23 protein-coding genes are annotated in these 19342 nt (G+C 56.8%); 16 read left to right on the top strand and 7 right to left on the bottom strand.

Annotation, left to right across the window (positions count from 1 at the left end; genetic code table 11):
* From sufB to SynMVIR181_RS11255, 7 genes are read left to right on the top strand one after another with little or no spacing between them, the layout of a single operon-like run.
* A complete protein-coding gene (sufB, locus tag SynMVIR181_RS11285) occupies positions 1–1440 on the top strand; it encodes a Fe-S cluster assembly protein SufB (protein WP_186589297.1) in 1440 nt (479 codons plus the stop codon).
* A 50-nt stretch (positions 1441–1490) separates the two neighbouring features.
* A complete protein-coding gene (gene sufC, locus SynMVIR181_RS11280) occupies positions 1491–2279 on the top strand; it encodes a Fe-S cluster assembly ATPase SufC (protein WP_186523909.1) in 789 nt (262 codons plus the stop codon).
* Positions 2280–2281: 2 nt separating this feature from the next.
* On the top strand, positions 2282–3514 hold the full coding sequence (sufD, locus tag SynMVIR181_RS11275; protein WP_186589296.1) for a Fe-S cluster assembly protein SufD: 1233 nt from the start codon (positions 2282–2284) through the stop codon (positions 3512–3514).
* The gene (locus SynMVIR181_RS11270) at positions 3511–4779 is read left to right on the top strand and encodes a SufS family cysteine desulfurase (protein WP_186589295.1); all 1269 of its coding nucleotides are present in this window, start codon (positions 3511–3513) and stop codon (positions 4777–4779) included. Before sufD ends, SynMVIR181_RS11270 begins: the two co-directional genes overlap by 4 nt.
* A gap of 19 nt (positions 4780–4798) precedes the next feature.
* Entirely contained in the window at positions 4799–5326 is a 528-nt protein-coding gene (locus SynMVIR181_RS11265) for a DUF1543 domain-containing protein (RefSeq protein WP_186589294.1), read from the top strand.
* Between the two features lie 54 nt (positions 5327–5380).
* Positions 5381–6493 carry an S-methyl-5-thioribose-1-phosphate isomerase gene (gene mtnA, locus SynMVIR181_RS11260; RefSeq protein ID WP_186590648.1) on the top strand — a complete coding sequence of 371 codons (1113 nt, stop codon included), beginning with the start codon at positions 5381–5383 and terminating at the stop codon, positions 6491–6493.
* A gap of 13 nt (positions 6494–6506) precedes the next feature.
* The gene (locus SynMVIR181_RS11255) at positions 6507–7181 is read left to right on the top strand and encodes a class II aldolase/adducin family protein (RefSeq protein WP_186590647.1); all 675 of its coding nucleotides are present in this window, start codon (positions 6507–6509) and stop codon (positions 7179–7181) included.
* Here the strand turns inward: SynMVIR181_RS11255 and SynMVIR181_RS11250 are convergent.
* Positions 7171–9084 carry a prolyl oligopeptidase family serine peptidase gene (locus SynMVIR181_RS11250; protein WP_186589293.1) on the bottom strand — a complete coding sequence of 638 codons (1914 nt, stop codon included), beginning with the start codon at positions 9082–9084 and terminating at the stop codon, positions 7171–7173. The two genes, SynMVIR181_RS11255 and SynMVIR181_RS11250, sit on opposite strands and share 11 nt — an antisense overlap.
* A 65-nt stretch (positions 9085–9149) precedes the next feature.
* Between SynMVIR181_RS11250 and def the strand changes: the two genes are divergently transcribed.
* From def to SynMVIR181_RS11225, 5 genes are all read left to right on the top strand, one after another.
* Positions 9150–9758 carry a peptide deformylase gene (gene def, locus SynMVIR181_RS11245; protein WP_186589292.1) on the top strand — a complete coding sequence of 203 codons (609 nt, stop codon included), beginning with the start codon at positions 9150–9152 and terminating at the stop codon, positions 9756–9758.
* A 4-nt stretch (positions 9759–9762) separates the two neighbouring features.
* Positions 9763–9960, top strand: coding sequence for a hypothetical protein (locus SynMVIR181_RS11240; RefSeq protein ID WP_006854479.1), 198 nt, complete (start codon positions 9763–9765; stop codon positions 9958–9960).
* A 59-nt stretch (positions 9961–10019) separates the two neighbouring features.
* Entirely contained in the window at positions 10020–10598 is a 579-nt protein-coding gene (locus SynMVIR181_RS11235; protein WP_186589291.1) for a DUF3747 domain-containing protein, read from the top strand.
* 53 nt (positions 10599–10651) lie between these two features.
* Positions 10652–10822, top strand: a complete 171-nt coding sequence (gene rpsU / locus SynMVIR181_RS11230; RefSeq protein ID WP_006043142.1) for a 30S ribosomal protein S21 — start codon at positions 10652–10654, stop codon at positions 10820–10822.
* A 109-nt stretch (positions 10823–10931) separates the two neighbouring features.
* Positions 10932–11090 carry a hypothetical protein gene (locus SynMVIR181_RS11225; RefSeq protein WP_186523900.1) on the top strand — a complete coding sequence of 53 codons (159 nt, stop codon included), beginning with the start codon at positions 10932–10934 and terminating at the stop codon, positions 11088–11090.
* Between the two features lie 12 nt (positions 11091–11102).
* Here SynMVIR181_RS11225 and SynMVIR181_RS11220 read toward each other — a convergent pair whose 3' ends face one another.
* Positions 11103–12674 carry a YifB family Mg chelatase-like AAA ATPase gene (locus tag SynMVIR181_RS11220; protein ID WP_186589290.1) on the bottom strand — a complete coding sequence of 524 codons (1572 nt, stop codon included), beginning with the start codon at positions 12672–12674 and terminating at the stop codon, positions 11103–11105.
* Positions 12675–12743: 69 nt separating this feature from the next.
* Between SynMVIR181_RS11220 and SynMVIR181_RS11215 the strand changes: the two genes are divergently transcribed.
* From SynMVIR181_RS11215 to SynMVIR181_RS11205, 3 genes are read left to right on the top strand one after another with little or no spacing between them, the layout of a single operon-like run.
* On the top strand, positions 12744–13085 hold the full coding sequence (locus SynMVIR181_RS11215) for a histidine triad nucleotide-binding protein (protein ID WP_186590645.1): 342 nt from the start codon (positions 12744–12746) through the stop codon (positions 13083–13085).
* Positions 13086–13110: 25 nt separating this feature from the next.
* A complete protein-coding gene (locus tag SynMVIR181_RS11210; RefSeq protein ID WP_186590646.1) occupies positions 13111–15099 on the top strand; it encodes an ATP-binding cassette domain-containing protein in 1989 nt (662 codons plus the stop codon).
* Positions 15096–15320, top strand: coding sequence for a chlorophyll a/b-binding protein (locus tag SynMVIR181_RS11205; RefSeq protein WP_255444283.1), 225 nt, complete (start codon positions 15096–15098; stop codon positions 15318–15320). The genes SynMVIR181_RS11210 and SynMVIR181_RS11205 overlap by 4 nt, the downstream gene beginning before the upstream one ends.
* Here the strand turns inward: SynMVIR181_RS11205 and SynMVIR181_RS11200 are convergent, their stop codons facing one another.
* The 4 genes from SynMVIR181_RS11200 to psbX form a co-directional block, all read right to left on the bottom strand.
* Positions 15321–15806, bottom strand: coding sequence for a hypothetical protein (locus tag SynMVIR181_RS11200; protein WP_186589289.1), 486 nt, complete (start codon positions 15804–15806; stop codon positions 15321–15323). It abuts the gene before it with no gap.
* Positions 15803–16330 (bottom strand): Tol biopolymer transporter periplasmic protein, encoded by a 528-nt coding sequence (locus SynMVIR181_RS11195; protein ID WP_186589288.1) that lies wholly within the window; start codon positions 16328–16330, stop codon positions 15803–15805. Before SynMVIR181_RS11195 ends, SynMVIR181_RS11200 begins: the two co-directional genes overlap by 4 nt.
* Before the next feature lie 23 nt (positions 16331–16353).
* Entirely contained in the window at positions 16354–17334 is a 981-nt protein-coding gene (locus SynMVIR181_RS11190) for a Ycf66 family protein (protein WP_186589287.1), read from the bottom strand.
* A gap of 80 nt (positions 17335–17414) precedes the next feature.
* The gene (gene psbX, locus SynMVIR181_RS11185) at positions 17415–17537 is read right to left on the bottom strand and encodes a photosystem II reaction center X protein (protein ID WP_011620364.1); all 123 of its coding nucleotides are present in this window, start codon (positions 17535–17537) and stop codon (positions 17415–17417) included.
* Positions 17538–17637: 100 nt separating this feature from the next.
* On the opposite strand from psbX, the gene SynMVIR181_RS11180 reads away from it, so the two are divergent.
* Complete coding sequence (locus SynMVIR181_RS11180) at positions 17638–17958, top strand: YggT family protein (protein ID WP_186523892.1); 321 nt, start codon at positions 17638–17640, stop codon at positions 17956–17958.
* Positions 17959–17998: 40 nt separating this feature from the next.
* On the opposite strand, the gene accC is transcribed toward SynMVIR181_RS11180, so the two are convergent.
* A complete protein-coding gene (accC, locus tag SynMVIR181_RS11175; RefSeq protein WP_186589286.1) occupies positions 17999–19342 on the bottom strand; it encodes an acetyl-CoA carboxylase biotin carboxylase subunit in 1344 nt (447 codons plus the stop codon).

The following is a 19342-nucleotide window of genomic DNA, read 5'->3' as shown; positions in this document are numbered from 1 at the left end:
ATGACCAGTACCTCCACACGCGATCTTGTTAGTCAGCCGTACAAGTACGGTTTTATTACTGACATTGAAACCGAGAAGATCGCAAAAGGTCTTAGTGAGGAGGTGGTGCGACTGATTTCTTCTAAGAAGAATGAGCCTGAATTCCTCCTCGATTTCCGGCTCAAGGCCTATCGCCATTGGCTCAAGTTGCAAGAGCCTGACTGGGCTGCATTGGGTTATAAAGCTATTGATTACCAGGATATTGTTTATTACGCTGCTCCAAAGCAGCAAGAGAAAAAGCAAAGCCTTGATGAAGTTGATCCCAAGCTTCTCGAAACATTCGAAAAGTTGGGGATTCCTCTAAGTGAGCAAAAAAGGCTTAGCAATGTTGCTGTGGATGCTGTCTTTGACAGTGTTTCGATCGCAACCACCTACAAAGAAAAGCTTGCTGAACATGGAGTGGTGTTTTGCTCCTTCACTGAGGCGGTTGCTGAGCATCCCGAGTTGATTGAGAAGTATCTCGGCTCAGTTGTTCCAAGTAATGATAATTACTTTGCAGCTTTAAATTCTGCCGTTTTTAGTGATGGATCATTCGTATTCATCCCTAAAGGTGTGGAATGTCCAATGGAGCTCTCTACATATTTTCGAATTAATTCTGGCGATACCGGACAGTTTGAGCGCACGCTGATTGTTGCTGAAGAAGGAGCATCGGTGAGTTATTTGGAAGGTTGTACGGCGCCGATGTTCGATACAAATCAGCTTCATGCTGCTGTTGTCGAACTTGTCGTTTTGGATGATGCTTCGATTAAGTATTCCACGGTCCAAAATTGGTACGCTGGTGATGAGAATGGTGTTGGCGGTATCTATAACTTTGTGACCAAGCGTGGCCACTGCCGAGGTGCTCGCAGCCGTATCAGTTGGACGCAGGTTGAAACTGGTTCAGCGATCACCTGGAAATATCCAAGTTGTGTGTTGCAAGGTGCTGATTCCGTGGGTGAGTTTTACTCAGTGGCGCTCACGAATAATCGCCAGCAAGCTGATACGGGAACGAAAATGGTGCATGTCGGTCCACGCACCCGTTCCACGATCGTGAGCAAAGGGATCAGCGCTGGTCACTCAAGCAATAGTTATCGAGGGCTTGTTCAAGTTGGCCCGAATGCCAAGGGTGCTCGAAATTACAGCCAATGCGATTCGATGCTGATCGGAGATCAGGCTGCAGCAAACACTTATCCATATATCCGCTCCCAGCAACCTCAAGCTGCGATCGAACATGAGGCCAGTACTTGCCGCATGTCGGAAGACCAACTGTTTTACCTCCAAAGCCGTGGCATCGGCTTCGAAGAAGCCGTCTCGATGATGGTGAGCGGATTTTGTCGGGATGTGTTCAACCAACTCCCCATGGAGTTTGCGGCCGAGGCCGACAAGCTTCTCGCTCTCAAGCTTGAGGGGTCGGTGGGTTAATCCCAGCGCCAAACTTTTAATACTCGTTTTTTTCTTCGTTTTCTTCTGACGTGATTCGTCCCGACGCCGAGCTTCTCCTTGAAATCAATGATCTGCATGCGTCCGTGGAGGACAAGCCGATCCTGAATGGGGTGAACCTGCAGGTGAAAGCCGGTGAGATTCACGCCGTGATGGGGCGTAACGGAAGCGGGAAGAGCACGTTGTCCAAGGTTTTGGCTGGTCATCCCGCCTACCGCGTGACGTCTGGGTCTGTGCGTTACCTCGGTCGTGACCTTCTTGAGTTGGAGCCTGAAGAGCGCTCTCGACTTGGCGTGTTCTTGGGATTCCAGTACCCGATTGAGATCCCTGGAGTCAGCAATCTTGAGTTTCTCCGGGTCTCCACAAATGCCCGGCGCGAGAAGCAAGGGAAGGAAGAATTTGACACGTTTGATTTCGATGATCACGTGCGTAACCGCTTGCAAGTGGTGCAAATGGACCCTGCGTTTCTTGAGCGCAGCGTGAATGAGGGTTTCTCTGGTGGGGAGAAAAAGCGCAATGAGATTCTTCAGATGGCTCTGCTGGATCCCGTGGTTGCGATCCTCGATGAAACCGACTCTGGGCTTGACATTGATGCCTTGCGCATCGTTGCTGGAGGTGTGAATGAGTTGGCGAGTCCCGACAACTGCACGTTGCTGATCACTCACTATCAGCGGCTTTTGGATGAGATCACTCCGGACTACGTGCATGTGATGGGGGCTGGTCGCATCTTGCGAACCGGGGGTAGTGAATTGGCTCTGGAGTTGGAAAAAATTGGTTACGACTGGGTGGATCAGCAGCTCGCGGCCGAGGGGGTGGCCTAACGATGGCGATGCCCGAGGGTTGGTTGACGCAGCTTCCTGCACCAGCAGGGACACTGGAGCCGGTTCAGCGCCGGGGACGCTTGGCTCTGTCAGAGCAGGGCTTTCCCAGCAGGAAGCAGGAGTCGTGGAGGCTTACAGATCTCACGCGCCTTGAGGCGCTGTTTCAGCTGTCGATTGCAGATCAAAAAAGTGATCGCTCAAGTGCTGACAGCTTGCCCCGTGTTCCTGAGCAGGCTCTGAGACTTGTGATTGATGGCAGCCTGGATCCCTTGCAGGGTGTGACCTTGCCGGCAGGGATTTCGCAGCTTGAAGGTGCTGAGTTGCAGCAAGCTCTCGGCCATACCTTGTCCCGTTGTCGTTGCGCGTCGGATTGGCCGGTGGAGCTCAACCACGGAGTGAGTCAGCAGATTCTGGCGTTACGCATTCGTGGCAACGTTCCACCGGTTGAGTTGGTCATGCTCGCAGCCAACGCCATGTTGGTTCCAACCAGGGTTTTGCTGCTAATTGAGGAAAAAGCAGAGCTTGAGCTTCTCCAGGTTGTGAGTGCTCAGGGTCAGGCTGCCCACAGTCATCTTCTCGAGATTCATCTTGGCCAGGAATCCAAGGTGAACCATGGCTTGCTTGCCTTGGGCGAAGGCCAAGAGTCTCTGCTCGCCAACCTGGCTGTGGAGCAAGAGTCACGGAGTCACTACTCCCTAGTTTCGGTGTCGCAGGGCTGGTCGTTTGGACGGCTGGAGCCGCGTGTTGTGCAGGTGGATGGCCAGGCTTCTACGTCGATTCATGGCCTTTCCGTCACCGCTGCTGATGAGCAGTTTGCGGTCCATACCGCGATGCGTTTTGAGGGCCCGGAAGGCACGCTGGATCAAGTGCAAAAAACGATTGCAGCGGATCGCTCTCACAGTATTTTCAACGGAGCGATTCAAGTGCCGAGGCCGGCGCAGCGCACCAACGCCTCCCAGCTCAGCAGGAACTTGTTGCTGTCGGGACGCGCCCGCGTTGATGCCAAGCCCGAGTTGGAAATTGTGGCCGATGACGTTCGTTGCACGCACGGGGCCACCGTGAGTCAGCTCCAGGAGGATCAGCTCTTTTATCTGCGTAGCCGTGGCATTACGCAGTCCTCTGCGGCAGCCCTGCTGCTGCGTGGTTACTGCAAGGAAGTGCTGGATCGTTTGCCTCTCGAGGGCTCGCAGCGCTGGCTGGGCGACAGCTTGCAGGTGGGAGGGATGACGTCATGACGACACTTCCCCGTAACGCTGCCGTTACCCTTGCGGAGCGAGTGCGTGCCGACTTCCCGATCCTTGATCAGGTTTCAAGTTCTGGTCAGCCCCTGATCTATTTGGATCATGCGGCCACCAGTCAGAAGCCTCATGTGGTGCTCGACGCGATTCAGCATTACTACGCCTGCGACAACGCCAATGTGCATCGAGGTGCCCACCAGCTCAGCGCACGTGCGACGGAGTCGTTTGAAGCGGCTCGTGCCACGACCGCTGGCTTGATCGGTGCATCGAGTTCAAAGGAGATTGTGTTCACCCGCAATGCGACGGAAGCCATCAATCTGGTGGCGCGCAGTTGGGGTGATGCCCAGCTGAAGGCCGGTGATGAGGTGCTGCTCACCGTGATGGAGCACCACAGCAACTTGGTGCCTTGGCAGTTGCTCGCTGAGCGCACCGGTTGCGTACTCAGGCATGTGGGTGTGACCCCTGAAGGCACCCTCGACCTCGCCGACTTGCGCGATCAGCTCTCGGAGAAAACGCGCTTGGTGAGCTTGGTCCACATCAGCAACACTCTTGGCTGCTGCAACCCGATTGAAGAGATTGCAACCCTCGCCCATGCGGTGGGTGCCAAGGTTTTGGTGGACGCTTGCCAAAGCCTGGCTCACAAATCCATTGCCGTGCAGAGTCTCGGGGCTGATTTCCTTGTGGGCTCCTCTCACAAGCTATGTGGCCCCACCGGAATGGGGTTTCTATGGGCATCGGAGCAAACCTTGATGGGGATGCCACCCTTCCTTGGTGGTGGCGAGATGATTCAAGAGGTGTTCTTGGATCACAGCACCTGGGCGGAACTCCCTCATAAGTTTGAAGCGGGCACACCAGCTATTGGTGAAGCGATCGGCATGGGTGCTGCAATTACTTATTTGCAAACCCTTGGACTCGATGCGATTCAGGCCTGGGAGGCGGAGCTCACCACCCATCTGTTTGGCCGGCTTCAATCGATCGATGGCCTGAGCATTCTTGGTCCCACGCCAGAGCAGCAGCCTGATCGAGGAGCCCTGGCCACGTTTGTGGTGGAGGGTGTTCATGCCAATGACATCGCCGCGATGCTTGATCTCTCCGGTGTTTGTATTCGTAGTGGTCACCATTGCTGCCAACCGCTGCACCGGCTGTATGGCGTGACCGGATCAGCTCGCGCGAGCCTTAGTTTTTGTACAACGCATGCTGAGATTGATCGGTTCGCTGATGAGCTCGTCAGTGTGATCAGCTTTTTTCGTGAGCATGGCTAGCTCCGCTCCCCGTTAGCGCTTGGAACAGTCCACCTTGTTTTTGGTTGTCCTTGGTGGGCGCACGGATCGAAGTTTGATTGAGCTTCACGATGTGAGGTTTGTGGTCGGCCGCTGCATCGAGGACACCTATCCCGAGCTTCGTCGGCAGTGGTTTGGTCGCCGTCGTGGGTTGCATCTCGACAGCTACATGGCCGTGCATTGCATTGATGGCTGGCGCGTCACCCTTGAGCGGGAGCCTCCTTCCGAGAAGCAGCGGCTGTGGTTCGTCAACCTCGGGGGCTATCAACCCGATTCGCTTGCGGAATTGCATCACATTGGACTTGTGGTGGCCCCTTCGCTGCAAGCCGCTAAATCAGCAGCCAAGAAGCGCTGGTTGCTGGATGCGCTTGAGCAGCACAAGGACGATCTCAGTTCCGTGGATGATTGTTTGGCGATTGAACAGTTGTCTTTGACAGAGAGCAACAGTGTGTATGTGCATCTCCATCGCCAGCTCGATGGTGAAAGTCAGCACCAGGTGCCTGACTGGTTTGGATATCGACCGATTTGATCAGCAAACGTGAGTGGTAGAACAATTGTTCCGGAGAACTGGCGCGTTTCGACCATGAACATTGATGGCCAGGCCTGGCGGACGATTTGGCTTGAAGCCGATCAGCGCTCCGTGGGTGTGATCGATCAAACCCTGTTGCCCCATCGCCTGATCACCCGAACGCTGACGCGTTGTGATCAGGCGGCAGATGCGATCAGCACGATGGTGGTGCGGGGTGCGCCATTAATTGGGGTGACAGGCGCCTATGGCTTAATGCTCGCGCTTCAAGACGACGCCAGCGATGCGGGCTTGGCCCAAGCCTTTGATCAGCTCAACGCCAGTCGCCCCACAGCCGTGAACCTGCGTTGGGCTTTGGAACGGGTTCGTGATTTGGTGCAACCGTTGCCGGAAGCGGAGCGAGCGGCAGCGGCTCGGCGGGAGGCGGCGCTGATTGCTGATGAAGATGTGGCGATGTGCGAGGCGATTGGGGAGCATGGCCTCGATCTATTCCGAACGCTGGCAGAGCAGCGACCGCGTGAACGGCGAAATGAGCCGCTTCAGGTGCTCACCCACTGCAATGCGGGCTGGTTGGCGACCGTTGACTGGGGAACGGCGTTGGCGCCGATTTATAAGGCCCATCGCGCCGGGTTGAACATTCATGTTTGGGTGGATGAGACCCGGCCGCGCAATCAAGGGGCATCGCTCACGGCCTATGAGTTGGCGCGTGAGGGTGTGTCGCACACCGTGATCGTGGATAACGCAGGTGGTCACCTGATGCAGCATGGCCAGGTGGATGCTGTGATCGTTGGGACGGATCGAACCACGCGCTGCGGCGATGTGTGCAACAAAGTTGGCACCTACCTCAAGGCTCTGGCGGCTCACGACAACAACGTTCCCTTTTATGTCGCCCTGCCGACGTCCACGATCGACTGGCGCCTTGCGGATGGGGTGGCAGAGATCCCGATTGAGGCGCGTTCCGCTGAGGAAGTGACCGCCATTCAGGGGCGGGTCATCACTGGGGAGTCGGCTGGTGAAATTGTGAGCGTGCAGCTCACGCCTGATGGTTGTGCCGGGTTTAATCCGGCGTTCGACGTCACCCCGGCGCGGCTTGTCACGGCTCTGATCACCGACCGTGGCGTAGCGAAGGCCAGTGAAGTTTGCCTGAAGGAGCTCTACAACCGTGGCTGATTCAGGGAGAGGGATGAACGAGAACGATCGGGCGTTGCGCTGTGAGCTCGTGGACGTCGCCCGTGCCATGAACAGCAGCGGCTTGAATCAGGGCACATCCGGCAACCTGTCGCTGCGGATTGAGGGGGGATTGCTGGTGACCCCCAGCTCCTTGGCCTACGACCTGATGGAGCCGGAGGATCTGGTGGCAATCGATTTTTGCGGCCAACCTTTGCCAAGCGGGCTCCCTGGTCATGAGCGCAGACCGTCTTCAGAGTGGCGATTGCATGCCGATGTCTTCGCTGATCGGCCCGATGCCATGGCGGTGTTGCATTGCCATCCCATTCATGCAACCGCGCTGGCCTGCCATGACCGGGGGATTCCACCGTTCCACTACATGACAGCAGCGGCTGGTGGTGACGACATTCGTTGTGCTCCCTATGCCACCTTCGGCACCGCAGAACTGTCGGCCCATACGGTGCAAGCTCTGCAGGACCGCCAGGCCTGTTTGCTGGCTCACCATGGATTGGTCAGTTTGGGACGGGATCTTGATCAGGCGCTGAAGATTGCCGTTGAGGTGGAAACGCTGGCACAGATGTATTTGCAAGCTCTGCAGCTCGGGGAGCCGCCGCTGTTGTCGTCATTACAAATGGAAGAGGTGCATCGCCAGTTCCGTGGGTTGGGATATGGCCAAGCCTCTAACAATTGAGGTGTTGCCGGAAAAAGCGCTCTGTTGCCTCCAAAACGGCTACCTGCACGCTGCTATCTCGGAAGCCATGACCTTCCTCAGGGAACGTGTGCACTTCCACTGGGATGGCATTGCGGCGTAAGGCATCGGCCATGCGTTCGGTTTGCTGTGGCAGGACGACCTTGTCTTTGAGGCCCTGGAAAAAGATCACAGGACAGCGGATCTGTTGTGCATGGCGCAGCGGCGATCGCTGCTCATAAAGATCCCGCTCCTGGGGCCAGGGGCCGATCAGTCCATCGAGATAGCGGGCTTCAAAGCGATGGGTCTCGGTGGCTAAAGCGCTGGGATCGCTCACGGCATAGCGGCAGGCACCAGCGCGGAAGACATCGGTGAAGCAGAGGCAGGCCAGCGTGGTGAAGCCACCGGCGCTTCCTCCTTCGATGGCGATGCGATTCGGATCGGCATGCTTCGCAGCAATCAAGGTTTTGGCTGCTGCTGCGCAATCGTTGACATCCACCACGCCCCAACCCCCCTGCAGCCTGTTTCGGTAGGACCGGCCAAATCCTGTGGACCCCCCGTAATTCACGTCCACCACTCCCCAGCCCCGGGAGGTCCAGAACTGAATCGCGAGGCTGAGGCCGCGGCGGGCCATCGACGAAGGCCCGCTGTGACTTTTCACCAGCAGGGGGGATGATGCATCTGCTCCCCCGCTTGGGGGGTAGTACCAGGCATGGGTGCGTTGCCCGCCAGACCCGTCAAACCACAACGACTGGGCCACGCTGATCTCGTTGACCTCCATGGCTGCAGCGGCGGCTGGAGTGTGTTTCCAGGTTCCTAAGCCCAAGTCGAGCTCCAGAAGCCCTTGGCCTGTGGTGCTGTTGCTTGTGATGGCAACAGCCCTGCCATTGGATGCGTTCAGATCGGCGAGATCGTTGAAGGGTTGTTCCACCCTCTCTGCAGAGCCGTCGAGCCCAAGTCGTTGCAACTGCCATTCACCTTGATCGCAGACGGCAGCTAAGAGCTTGTCCCCATCCCAAGCGGTGGTACTCATCCCAAACACCCACTGGGGCATGGCCGTCTCCTTGGCCATCGGCCAGAGACGTTGCCAGTGGCTGCTGAAGTTCTCGGCGCTGGGATGGCGCATCAGATTCCACCAGCCGCTGCTGTCCTCAGCTACGACGAGGCTTCCATCCGGCAGCCATTGGGGTTGAAACACTGAGATCCCCTGAGGCTGTGAAGGTTCACCGCCGGCGATCATGTGGCAATCCTCCAGTGCTCCAGAGGTCTTAAGCCGCGCCACAACCAGCTGGGAGCAATCCCAGGGCATGGAGGGTTGCCGCCATTCCACCCAGGCAAGCTGGGCTCCGTCTGCGCTGAGGGCGAGATAGCCCGCGAAATCAGCCGGCTGATGCACGACAACAGGGGTTTGATTGCGTTGATCAAGGTCCACGCTCACCAAGCGATCACAACCGGCCTCCTCGATGACGCCCAACCATCGAGATCGGGCATGGTCGATCACGCCGCCCCCCAGCGCGCTGTCGCTGGGGGAGGTGAGCCGTTGGGGGCTGGCTATGGCTTGCAGCGATTGGGCGTTAGCCCCATCCAGGCCTGTCCAGGCTTGGAACCAGAGGCAACCGTCGTTGTCATCGACCCAAACCAGCTGGAGTGTTTCTGCCGTGAGGGTCGCCGTCAGCGGCGCTCCCCCGTAGTCGTGCACTCTGCTGCGCAAATTAATTGGCGTTGGCGTGAGTTCCAGGGGTGTGGTTTCTGTCTCCCCCCAGCGGCGAATGAATGCTGTGGTGCGGCCTTTTTCGTGGGGCCGCTGCTCGAGCCAGAGCACCCAATCGCCAAGGAGTTGCGGAGCTCGCAGCACCGGAGTGCGTCCGAGCGCGGTTGTGGCGGGCAGGGGCTGTTGCAGAGACATGTCGAACGGATCAAGCAGAGATCAGGCCTGCCTAAGATCAGCACAACTTCAAGGTAGGAGGGGTTTTGGCTAGGAGCTTCGCCCAGTTGGCACGATCGGCTGAGAAAAGCAGCTCCTCCATTGCCGTGCCTAAAGAGCCCTTAGAAAGTGCTCCGCTCAATATCCATACTCTTGGCGATGATGCGCTACGGGCAGATGCTCGCCGGATCGGCAAGGTTGACGAGCGCGTGCGCGACTTGGTCCGCGACATGTTGCGCAGCATGTACACCGCCCGTGGCATCGGCTTAGCAGCTCCTCAAGTTGGGGTGCATCAGCAATTACTGGTGATTGACCTCGACCTTGAGACGCCAAGCACCCCACCCCTTGTCCTGATCAACCCTGAAATCACAACCTGCAGCGCATCTGTGGATACCTATGAGGAGGGCTGCCTAAGCATCCCTGGGGTGTATCTCGATGTGGTCCGTCCGACGGCTATTCAATTGAGTTTCAGAGATGAGATGGGGCGACCCCGCACGATGAAGGCTGATGGTCTGATGGCGCGTTGTATTCAGCACGAGATGGACCATCTCCGTGGGGTGCTGTTTGTCGATCGTGTGACCGATTCCAGTGGCCTCAACAAGGAGCTAAAGGACCATGGCTTCCTCGCCAAGGACGTCCGCCCCATGACGCCTTAAACCGATGCCGATGAAACCCCTTTCTGGCCTGTTCCTGGCCCTGGCATGTGTGCTCGGAATCGCAGCTACAGGCTGTGTTTTTGAATTGGCATATGGAGATCCTGATCTGGGCGTGAATCCAACGCGATGGATCCTTGGTTTGAGTCTTCCGGCAACGCTTGGGTCACTTTTAGTCGCGATTCGTCTCAACAAACCGGCCTGATGGCACGTGCTCAGACGCAAAGGGACTAATACGATCCCCTTAATGATCGGATTTGATTGATGGGCCGTCCTTGGAACGCTGCTGTTGCTTGTGCTGTGTTTACGGCAGCTGTCGCCACAGGTCTGCCGCAAGCAGCGAAAGCTCAAGGATCCGTCTTCACTGCTGCAGACGTTGACGAAAGCCAATTTGTGATGGTGTCGGCTCCCATCGGTAAGGGTGAGAGCTCTCAGCTGAATATTTATGAGCAGCGGAGCAGTGTCCGGCCTTGTTTTGCGGTGTCAGGCGCTTCCCCTGCAGTGGTTGATCCCCTGTTGGCCAGTTTTGACTTCACCGGAATCTGTAACCGCTACATCGATGGCAATGGGTATTCCCTGCGCATTGGCGGCGATGACCTTGGAACGCGTTATCGACTCTCCGTGGTCAAAACCGGTTCCGATATCGAGCTCTTGGCCGTCCCGACGCGTGATCCCTCCCGCCCCACCATGGTGGTGGCTCGCTCAGGAGGGCCTGGAAACGGTTTCCTCAAGCTGAATCTTGAACCGGGCTGGAAGCTGATGAGGCGTCAATACGGCAAGCGCACGCTGGGACATCTTTATGTTTACCGGGATGGCATGCCTGGATCGCCCGGCGCTCTTTGAGCCATTTGCCGATCGCTTGCTACATTGCTGAGCTGGAAATCCTCGCTTTTTGAATGACTCAGGTCACGGTTGGAGAAAACGAAGGCATCGAATCGGCCCTACGTCGCTTTAAGCGTCAGGTCTCCAAGGCCGGGATCTTTGCGGATCTCAAGCGCCTGCGCCATCACGAGACTCCAATCGAGAAGTACAAGCGCAAAGCTCAGCAGCGCCGCCGCCGCCGTTGATCGGTCCGCATTTTTAGTTTTAAGCCCTCTGTTCTGTCGAAATATCAAAGGATCGGTATTTTGACTGGTTCTTTTTTTTAGGTGCGTTCCGAGACTAGAAGCATCTCGAATGGGATCCACCATGGCATTGATGTTTAAATCGCTTCGCGACTGGGTGGGTGAAACCCTCTCCCACGCCCTTGGAAATCCAAGTGAGGAGAAGAAGACGGTTCCTCCTGCGATTGGATTTCAGCCGTACCGAGACGTTCCTGAAGAGGGATCGCGCTAAGCGGCGATCGGCTCAAATAGTGGCTTTGGGCGTTTGGTCATAGCTACGGAAGCAGATTGCTTCTGCAAGATGTTGTTCGCCCACTTTTGGCACAGCGTCTAAGTCGGCAATGGTTCGGGCAACGCGCAGAAGCCTCAAGCTGCTGCGCATGCTCAGCTGCCGTTTCGACACCACCTGCTCCCAGCATTGAAAGGCCCGTTCTTCGATCTGGCCGTAGCGGCCGAGCTCGAGCGCGCTGAGTTGGCTGTTGAGTTGGCCGCTCGGGTTGCGTTGGCACATTTTGATGCGCGCGGCCTGGATGGCTTCGGGGGAGACGCTCTCTTCCGTTTGGTTCTCTGTTGAATCTGCTGTTGTTTTGAAGCAACGGCGTAGTTGGCCTGTTGGCACAGGTTCAAGGCGGCATTGAAGATCAAGACGATCCAAAAATGGACCTGATAGGCGGTTCCAGTAGCGCTGCCGTTGCAGCTCCGAACAACGGCAGCGGTTGGAAGGATCACCATGCCAGCCGCAAGGGCAGGGATTGGTGGCAGCCACCAGGGTCACCCTGCAGGGGAAGGCGCAGCGCAATCGCGCTCGGCTCATCCAGAGAACCCCCTCCTCCAAAGGCTGACGCAACTGATCGAGGATGGATCTTGGGAATTCGGTGAGCTCATCGAGAAAAAGCACGCCTCCATGGGCCAGGCTCAATTCACCGGGCCGAGGATTGGTGCCGCCGCCGAGAAGCCCCGCTGCCGTGGTGCTGTGATGCGGTGCACGGAATGGTCGTTGCCGCACCAGGCTTGTCACGCTGCCGAGCGTGCCAGCAATGGATTGAAGGCGGGTGAGCTCCAGAGCCTCTGAGTCGCTTAACGGCGGAAGAATCTTGGGGAGCTGGCGCGCCAACATTGTTTTGCCACAGCCGGGAGGCCCCACCATCAGGAGGTGGTGTCCACCGGCGGCAGCAATCGCCAGTGCCTTTCGCGCGAAATGCTGAATCGTTAGGGGGGCTGCGGACGAGGGAGCTGAGGCGCTGGAAGGGCTCGTTGTCGTTGCAGGCTGCTCCCTTGTGGGCTGAGGGCAAGAGTTGTGCTCGATGCCATGCCGTAACTGCTCAACGAGTTGCCCCAGCGTCTGGGCGCTCACGATGGGGAGTCCGGCCACCAGAGAGGCTTCTGCCGCGTTGGCGGATGGCACCACAAACGCCTTGGCTTGCTGGGTCTTTGCTTGGCAGGCGATGGCCAGAATGCCGCGGCAGGGCCTCAAACTTCCATCCAGGCCCAGTTCTCCTGCGCAGCACAGCCCCTCCAGTTTTTGGGGATCAAGCTGACCGCTGGCGACGAGCAAGGCCAGCGCGATCGGGAGATCGAAGGCGGGTCCTTCCTTGCGTCGATCCGCTGGTGCCAGATTGACGATGACCCGCACGAGGGGGCCGCGAAAGCCACTGTTGCGCAGCGCTGCTCGAACGCGTTCGCGCGATTCTTGAATGGCAGCATCTGGAAGTCCCACAAGCTGCAAGCCTGGAAGCCCTGGGGCTAGATCCACTTCCACCGTGACGGGAAGCGCCTCCATTCCTTGAATGGATGCACTTGAGCAGCGTGCCAGCATTGGATGGTTGCGGGGTAAGCATCTGATGCCCCACCCGTCTCATCCACTGTTTTGCCCAGGGTTGTGACCATGGCTGGCGACACGATTTTTGCCCGCATCTTGCGTGGAGAGATTCCATGCGATGAGGTGTACAGCGATGACAGCTGTCTGGCGTTCCGTGACGTTGCTCCGGCCGCTCCTGTTCATCTGCTGGTGATTCCGCGCAAGCCACTAGAGAGCTTGCGCGAAGCGGAGACAGCGGATGAGGAGCTGCTTGGGCATCTGTTGGTCGTGGCGGCGAAGGTTGCCAAGCAAGAAGGATTAAGCGATTGGCGAACGGTGATTAACAGCGGAGAGGGTGCAGGACAGACCGTCTTCCACTTGCATGTGCATGTGATCGGTGGGCGTTCCCTGGAATGGCCTCCCGGATGAAGGTTTGGCTTGTGAGAATGACGGCATGACAGCGTCAACTTTCGCCAGCAGCGGTCCGTTTAAAAATCTGCGTAATCAGCTGACCAAGCTTCGTCACCTGGCCCAACCCTTCTTTTTGCCGCTCGATCAAGCGAGCGGATGGCAGTTCATTTGGCTGTTGGTATGCCTTCTGTTTTGTGTGGGCGGTTTGGTGCTTGCGGTGCTCACCGCATTGATTCGCAGCCTGGATCGGTTTCAGCCGGATTTAACGGACAAATATCTCTCTGGTGTTTCGGGAACGATCGCCACGATTTGGTCGAGTTGGTGGGGCGCGGCTTTTGTGACGCTCTTTCTGGTTGGTTTGGCCAGTTTTGTGGCTTTCCGCCAGCAATTGCGCCAGAGGCGTTGGCTCAATTGGGGCTTGCTCGCAACGATTGTGTTCATGTTGCTTGCCGTGAATGGAATCAATACTGGGATTGGGTTTATCTATCGAGACATTACGAATGCCTTAGTTGATAAGGATCAAGGAGGCTTTTATGGGCGATTGGCGATTTATGGTGCCTGTTTTGTGATTGCTCTCCCTATCCGGGTGACTCAGGTTTATATCACCGCAAAGCTGGGGATTATCTGGAGAGAGTGGCTGTCTAAATCGCTGATTGGCGATTACATGAAAAATAAGGCGTATTATGTTCTTAATCCAAATAGTGAGGATGAAACAGATGTTGATAACCCTGATCAAAGGATCACTCAGGACACAGAATCTTTTACGGCACAAAGTTTAAGTCTTGCTCTGGGTCTCTTTGATGCGCTTTTAACGTTTTCGCTTAACATTTTGGTGCTTTGGAGTATCAGCTCTAGGCTTACTTTTGCCCTATTTGGATATTCGGCAGTCGCCACAACTCTGTTAATTGTTTCAGGGCGCAATCTGGTCAGAATCAATTACGACCAACTTCGTTATGAAGCTGATTTTCGCTATGGCTTGGTTCATATCAGAGACAACGCTGAATCGATTGCTTTTTATTCGGGGGAGGGGCAAGAAAAGCAAGAGTCGTACAGGCGTCTTGGCTCAGTTGTTAAAAATTACAACCTGCTGATTATTTGGCAGGTGATCATTGATGTGATGCGTCGATCGGTCTCCTACGCAGGAGTTTTCCTTCCGTTTTTGGTGATGGCGCCTGTTTATTTTGCCGGTGAGATTGATTTTGGGGTTTTCAATCAGGCCAACTTTGCCTTCAACATGGTGGAGGGATCGTTGTTCTTCATTGTGGCTCGAATTGAGCAACTTGCTCAGTTCGCTGCAGGTATTAGTCGTCTCGAGGGATTCCAAACCAAGATTGAGCAGGTGAGCAAGCAGGCCCCTAGTAGCAATAGCCGTGTTGTTCCTGGAAGTAACAGCATCGTGATTCGTTCTGCTGATCTTTACCCTCCCAATGGAAAGAACCCGGTTATTGAAGATCTCACGATTGATATCGGTGACCACGAGAAGTTGTTAGTTGTTGGGCCATCCGGATGCGGAAAGACATCACTCTTGAGGATGATTAGCGGCCTTTGGGAGCCCACTCGGGGCAGCGTGGAGAGGCCATCGATGGGTGACCTTCTGTTCATTCCTCAAAAGCCTTACATGTTGCTGGGCTCGCTCAGAGAGCAGCTTTGCTATCCAGCAGACGAAAACCGTTTTAGTGATGAACAGCTCCGAAGTGTGCTTGAGCAGGTCAGCTTGCAAAAGCTCGTGACCCGTTATCCCGACTTGGATATCAAGCAGGATTGGCCTCGAATCCTTTCCTTAGGAGAACAGCAGCGATTGGCCTTTGGAAGGTTGTTGTTGAACTCTCCGAGTTTTGTGGTCCTAGATGAGGCAACCAGTGCCCTTGATGTGAAGACGGAGAAGCAGCTTTATGAGTTGCTCGTTGATCGAGATCTCTCGTTTATTAGTGTTGGCCATCGTCCTTCCCTCAAGCACTTCCATGACAACGTGCTTGAACTGCGGGGGGATGGCGATTGGAGCCTGATCCCCGCCAGTAGCTATCAACCATGACCAAATCTGATCAAGCCATGGATCGCACTCCTGAGGAGCCTTCCTCTGCGTCGACCGCTCCAGAGACCAGTGCCACAACAAAAGACGTGCCTGCCTTTGGCTGGAGTGCCTATGCCGAGCGGATTAATGGTCGCTTCGCCATGATCGGATTTTTAGCTGTAGTGCTCACGGAAGCCCTCAGTGCTGACACCTTTTTGCATTGGGCAGGGCTGATTCCCTAACTAGGGGAGGCGAATCAAGTCCACATCCCAACGTCCTCTTCGGCTCACCTGAACGGCTAACAGTCGGCCGTTTTCATTGAGGCTGACCGAACGGGGCACACCAGGAGGATTAATCGGCAGTCGTTGCAAAGCGCTCACACTGCGTCGGTAGAGCATTAATTCGGTTCGCTCTTCGCGTTGGCGGACCAGGGCGATCCTCTGACCATCCCCACTCACACTGAGGCTGATGGTCTGGGAATCGGCCTGATTGATTCCATTGAGTGGCACCGGTGTGTCGTTGCTCAGGTCAATAAGCTCCACACGCTCTCTGCCGTTGCGACTGGCCAGGCTGGCAAGCCAACGTTGTCCCATCGAGGGCAGGCGCCGGCTCTCGGCGCTGCGTCGTAGGGATGCCCCGACCCGGGACATGGGGCGGATGCCGTTTTGACTGCACCCCAAAGCGACGAAGCAAAGCAGTAGAGCCGATGTGAGGCATCTCTTTTTCATCGGTTTGGTTCGCTTGGAGTGGTGCGTCGCTGGCCTCCAGGTCCGTCGGGCTCCAGTAATCCGCTCAGGTCAATCACTTCGACCCGCCAACGCCCTTGATCCGCGGTTTGAATCGCCAGTTTGCGTGCATCAGGAGCGAGGCTGACCTGCACGGGATCTCGACCGGAGGGCAAGCGTAGGGGGTGAGCTTTGCCGCTCAGCCGGTCTTCAATTAAGACCAGTCTGTGGTTGCCGCGTTGGGTGATCACAGCTAAATAACGGCCGTTCCAGCTCAAGGACGGTGAGCTGTGGGGCTGATGACGCGAGAGGTGGCGCAATCGCAATGAACCCCCACCTTCCACGTTCCGTAATTGGACGGTCGGCCTGCCGTTTTGATCTTCGATCACGGCTAACAACCGCCCGTTACCGCTCAGGGCAGGGTCTTGTTGTTGTGGTGAAAGCAGGCCAGATGGTGCTCGAGTTGAACGACCTTCACAGGCCACCACTCCCAGTGCGAGCCACACGAGGAGGAGGTGTCTGGTCATGCCGGGGTAAATGCTCAGGCTGATCAGTCGTCGAAGCGGGAGCTGTTATCCCTTGGGCGGGAACTGCGAGGAGGAGTGCGGTTGCTCTCACGTGTCGTCGTTGGACCTTGTTCAGACCCTGGGTTGCGGCTGATGAATGGCGAAGAGCTCGAGGGTTGACGCGTGCTTGGGGAGTAAGCGGCATCTTCGGGTTCTCGTCGCAGTGGGCTGCCTTGAGGAATGCCAGGTGGTCCCTCTAAGCCACGACTGCTGCTGCGCGCAGTCGCCGCCCCACGCTGATTGATGCCAGCTGACCCAGCAGAGGCTCGGGAAGAGGGCTCAGGCCTTGATGATGCAACAGGGGTAGGTCTGGAACCTCTGCGCTGATCCTGGCGTTGGCTGCGGCGCTCCCCAAAACTTGGGCCACTCGGTGCAGAGTCTTCACTGCGGCCGAATCGAGCCATGCGCCGATCTCGTTCGCTGCTCTCTGACCAATCGGAGGAGGGATCGGGCCGCTGACGGCTCCGACTTGCGGCTTGCTCGGGAATCGCAGCTCTGGAGGTGCGACGGGGGCGATAAAAATCCTGTTCAGGCCTTTCATCTTCATCAGAACCCTGACCGCCAAACCTGCGTCGAATCGGCTGAGGCTCGTCGAAACGCTCGTAGGGATCGTCATAACCACCTCGCAGGCCTCCGCCTCCAGCGGGGCTTGCGGCTTCAGGTTCGTCATCGAAATAGGCCGAGCGTCTGGCCTGTTCCGCTGAAATCCCCCGAAGGCGCACGCTCTCGTAGGCAAAAAACACGGTGGTTCCAGCCAACAAGAATTGCCCAAACTGGAGAATTGGATCAAGCCTCCAGCCCTGGAAGAAAAGAATTCCTCCGCAGAGCAAGCCGATCGCCGCGAAGAACACGTCGTAATCACGGGCGAGAGCGGGCTTGAAGGTGCGCATGAAGTAGAGCAGTGCTCCACCCACAGCCAGCACAATGCCAACAATGCTGGCCCAATTCAGACTGGCATTAACCACAGTGAAGCTCTCTGATAAGGACCTGCGTGGAACCGAAGCTCGGGTCGAGTGAGCTCAGTCTACGGAGCGTGAAAGGGTCTTCAAAGTTTGCGATCAACCTGGTCGGTTTGGCTGAGAAAAAAGAGCCCGATAGAAGCAGGGATCACAACGATCGCTACACCAGCAACAAGGCTGGTAAGAAAATTGGAGAGGGAAGGCGTCATAGGGGATTAGGACCGAATGCGTACAGCGAGGCCTGATTCGCTGCGATCCTAGGGATCAGGGTCAAGTTTCTACGATGACAGCTCCATTGCTTAGGGCTTTGTGACGCCAACGCTTATCGCCATCCTTCCGCTGCTCAACGTGGCACTGGGTTTGCTGTTGGCCGCATGGACCCTCACCTTCCTGGCGCGCATCGTGCTCACTTGGTACCCCCAGGTGGATCTTTCCAAAGGCTTCTGGCCCCTTGTGGCCTGGCCCACTGAGGCGATTTTGGGGTTGACCCGCCGGGTTGTCTCTCCCATCGGGGGCGTGGATGTCACTCCCGTGATCTGGGTTGGGCTGCTCAGCCTGCTGCGCGAACTGTTGGTGGGCCAGCAGGGGTTGCTCTCACTGGTGCTGCTCCGCGCCCAGTCCATCGCCTAAATCACTCTGGGGAAGCAGTGCCCGGCATAAGTGAGCTGCCTTAAAGCATCTCCTCTTCGACGAATTTGGTGTGCACGTCACCCCTTTGGAATTCAGGGCGGTCGAGCATGCGCAGATGGAAGTCCACCGTTGTTGGGATCCCTGTGATGGCGCACTCGTTGAGAGCTCGTTTCATGCGTGCGAGTGCAGCAGGACGATTGGGCGCCCAGATGATCAGTTTGCCAATCAGGGAGTCATAGAAGGGCGGAATGTCGTAGCCCGTGTACACGTGGCTGTCGACCCGTACTCCAGGTCCTCCAGGAGGCAACCATCCAGTGATTCGTCCAGGGGCTGGCCGAAAATTGTGCTGCGCATCTTCGGCATTGATTCGGCATTCGATCGCATGACCGTTCATCTGAATGTCTTCTTGGCGCACGCTGATCGGTTCGCCTCCGGCGATGCGTAGCTGCTCAGCAATCAGGTCGATACCCGTCACCATTTCCGTGACGGGATGCTCGACCTGGATGCGGGTATTCATTTCCATGAAATAAAAGCCACCGTTTCTGTCCAGGAGGAATTCCACCGTTCCGGCCCCCTCGTAATTGATGCTTCGCGCCGCTGCCACTGCTGCATCTCCCATCTGACGACGCAGCTCAGGGTCGAGGGCAGGGCTTGGCGCTTCCTCGAGAAGTTTCTGATGACGTCGTTGGATCGAACAGTCCCGTTCGCCGAGATGAACCACGTTGCCGTGCCGGTCCGCGAGGATCTGCACCTCGACGTGCCGGGGACGGTCGATGAATTTTTCCATGTACAGCCCCGGATTCCCAAACGCTGCATCGGCTTCCCCTTGAGCCGCTTTGTACAGCTTCACCAACTGATCAGGACTGGGGACGAGCCGCATGCCACGACCACCGCCTCCAGCGGTGGCCTTGATCATGACGGGATATCCCATGGCAGCAGCGAGCTCAGCAGCTGCCTCCGGGTTGGGTAACAGGCCTTCGCTACCAGGCACCGTTGGCACGCCAACAGCCTGCATGGTGGATTTCGCCGTTGATTTGTCCCCCATCGAGCGGATGGCGTGGGGAGAGGGGCCGATAAAGGTGATGCCGTGATCGCGGCACATCTCGGCGAAGCGGTCGTTTTCCGCCAAAAATCCATAGCCGGGGTGAATGGCATCCACACCGCGAGAGGTGGCTGCCGCCAGGATGTTGGGGATGTTGAGGTAGCTCTTGTTGCTAGGGCCTTCGCCGACGCAGACCGCTTCATCAGCGAGCTGCACGTGCAGTGCAGAGCGATCCACGGTGCTGTACACCGCAACCGTGCTGATGCCGAGTTCACGACAACTTCTCAGAATTCTTAGGGCAATCTCGCCGCGGTTGGCGATCAGCACCTTGCCGATGGGCAT

The sequence above is a fragment of the Synechococcus sp. MVIR-18-1 genome, assembly GCF_014279835.1.
Lineage (GTDB): Bacteria > Cyanobacteriota > Cyanobacteriia > PCC-6307 > Cyanobiaceae > Synechococcus_C.
The sequence above is the reverse complement of the archived record's forward strand: the minus strand, read 5'-3'. Positions and strand labels throughout refer to the sequence as shown.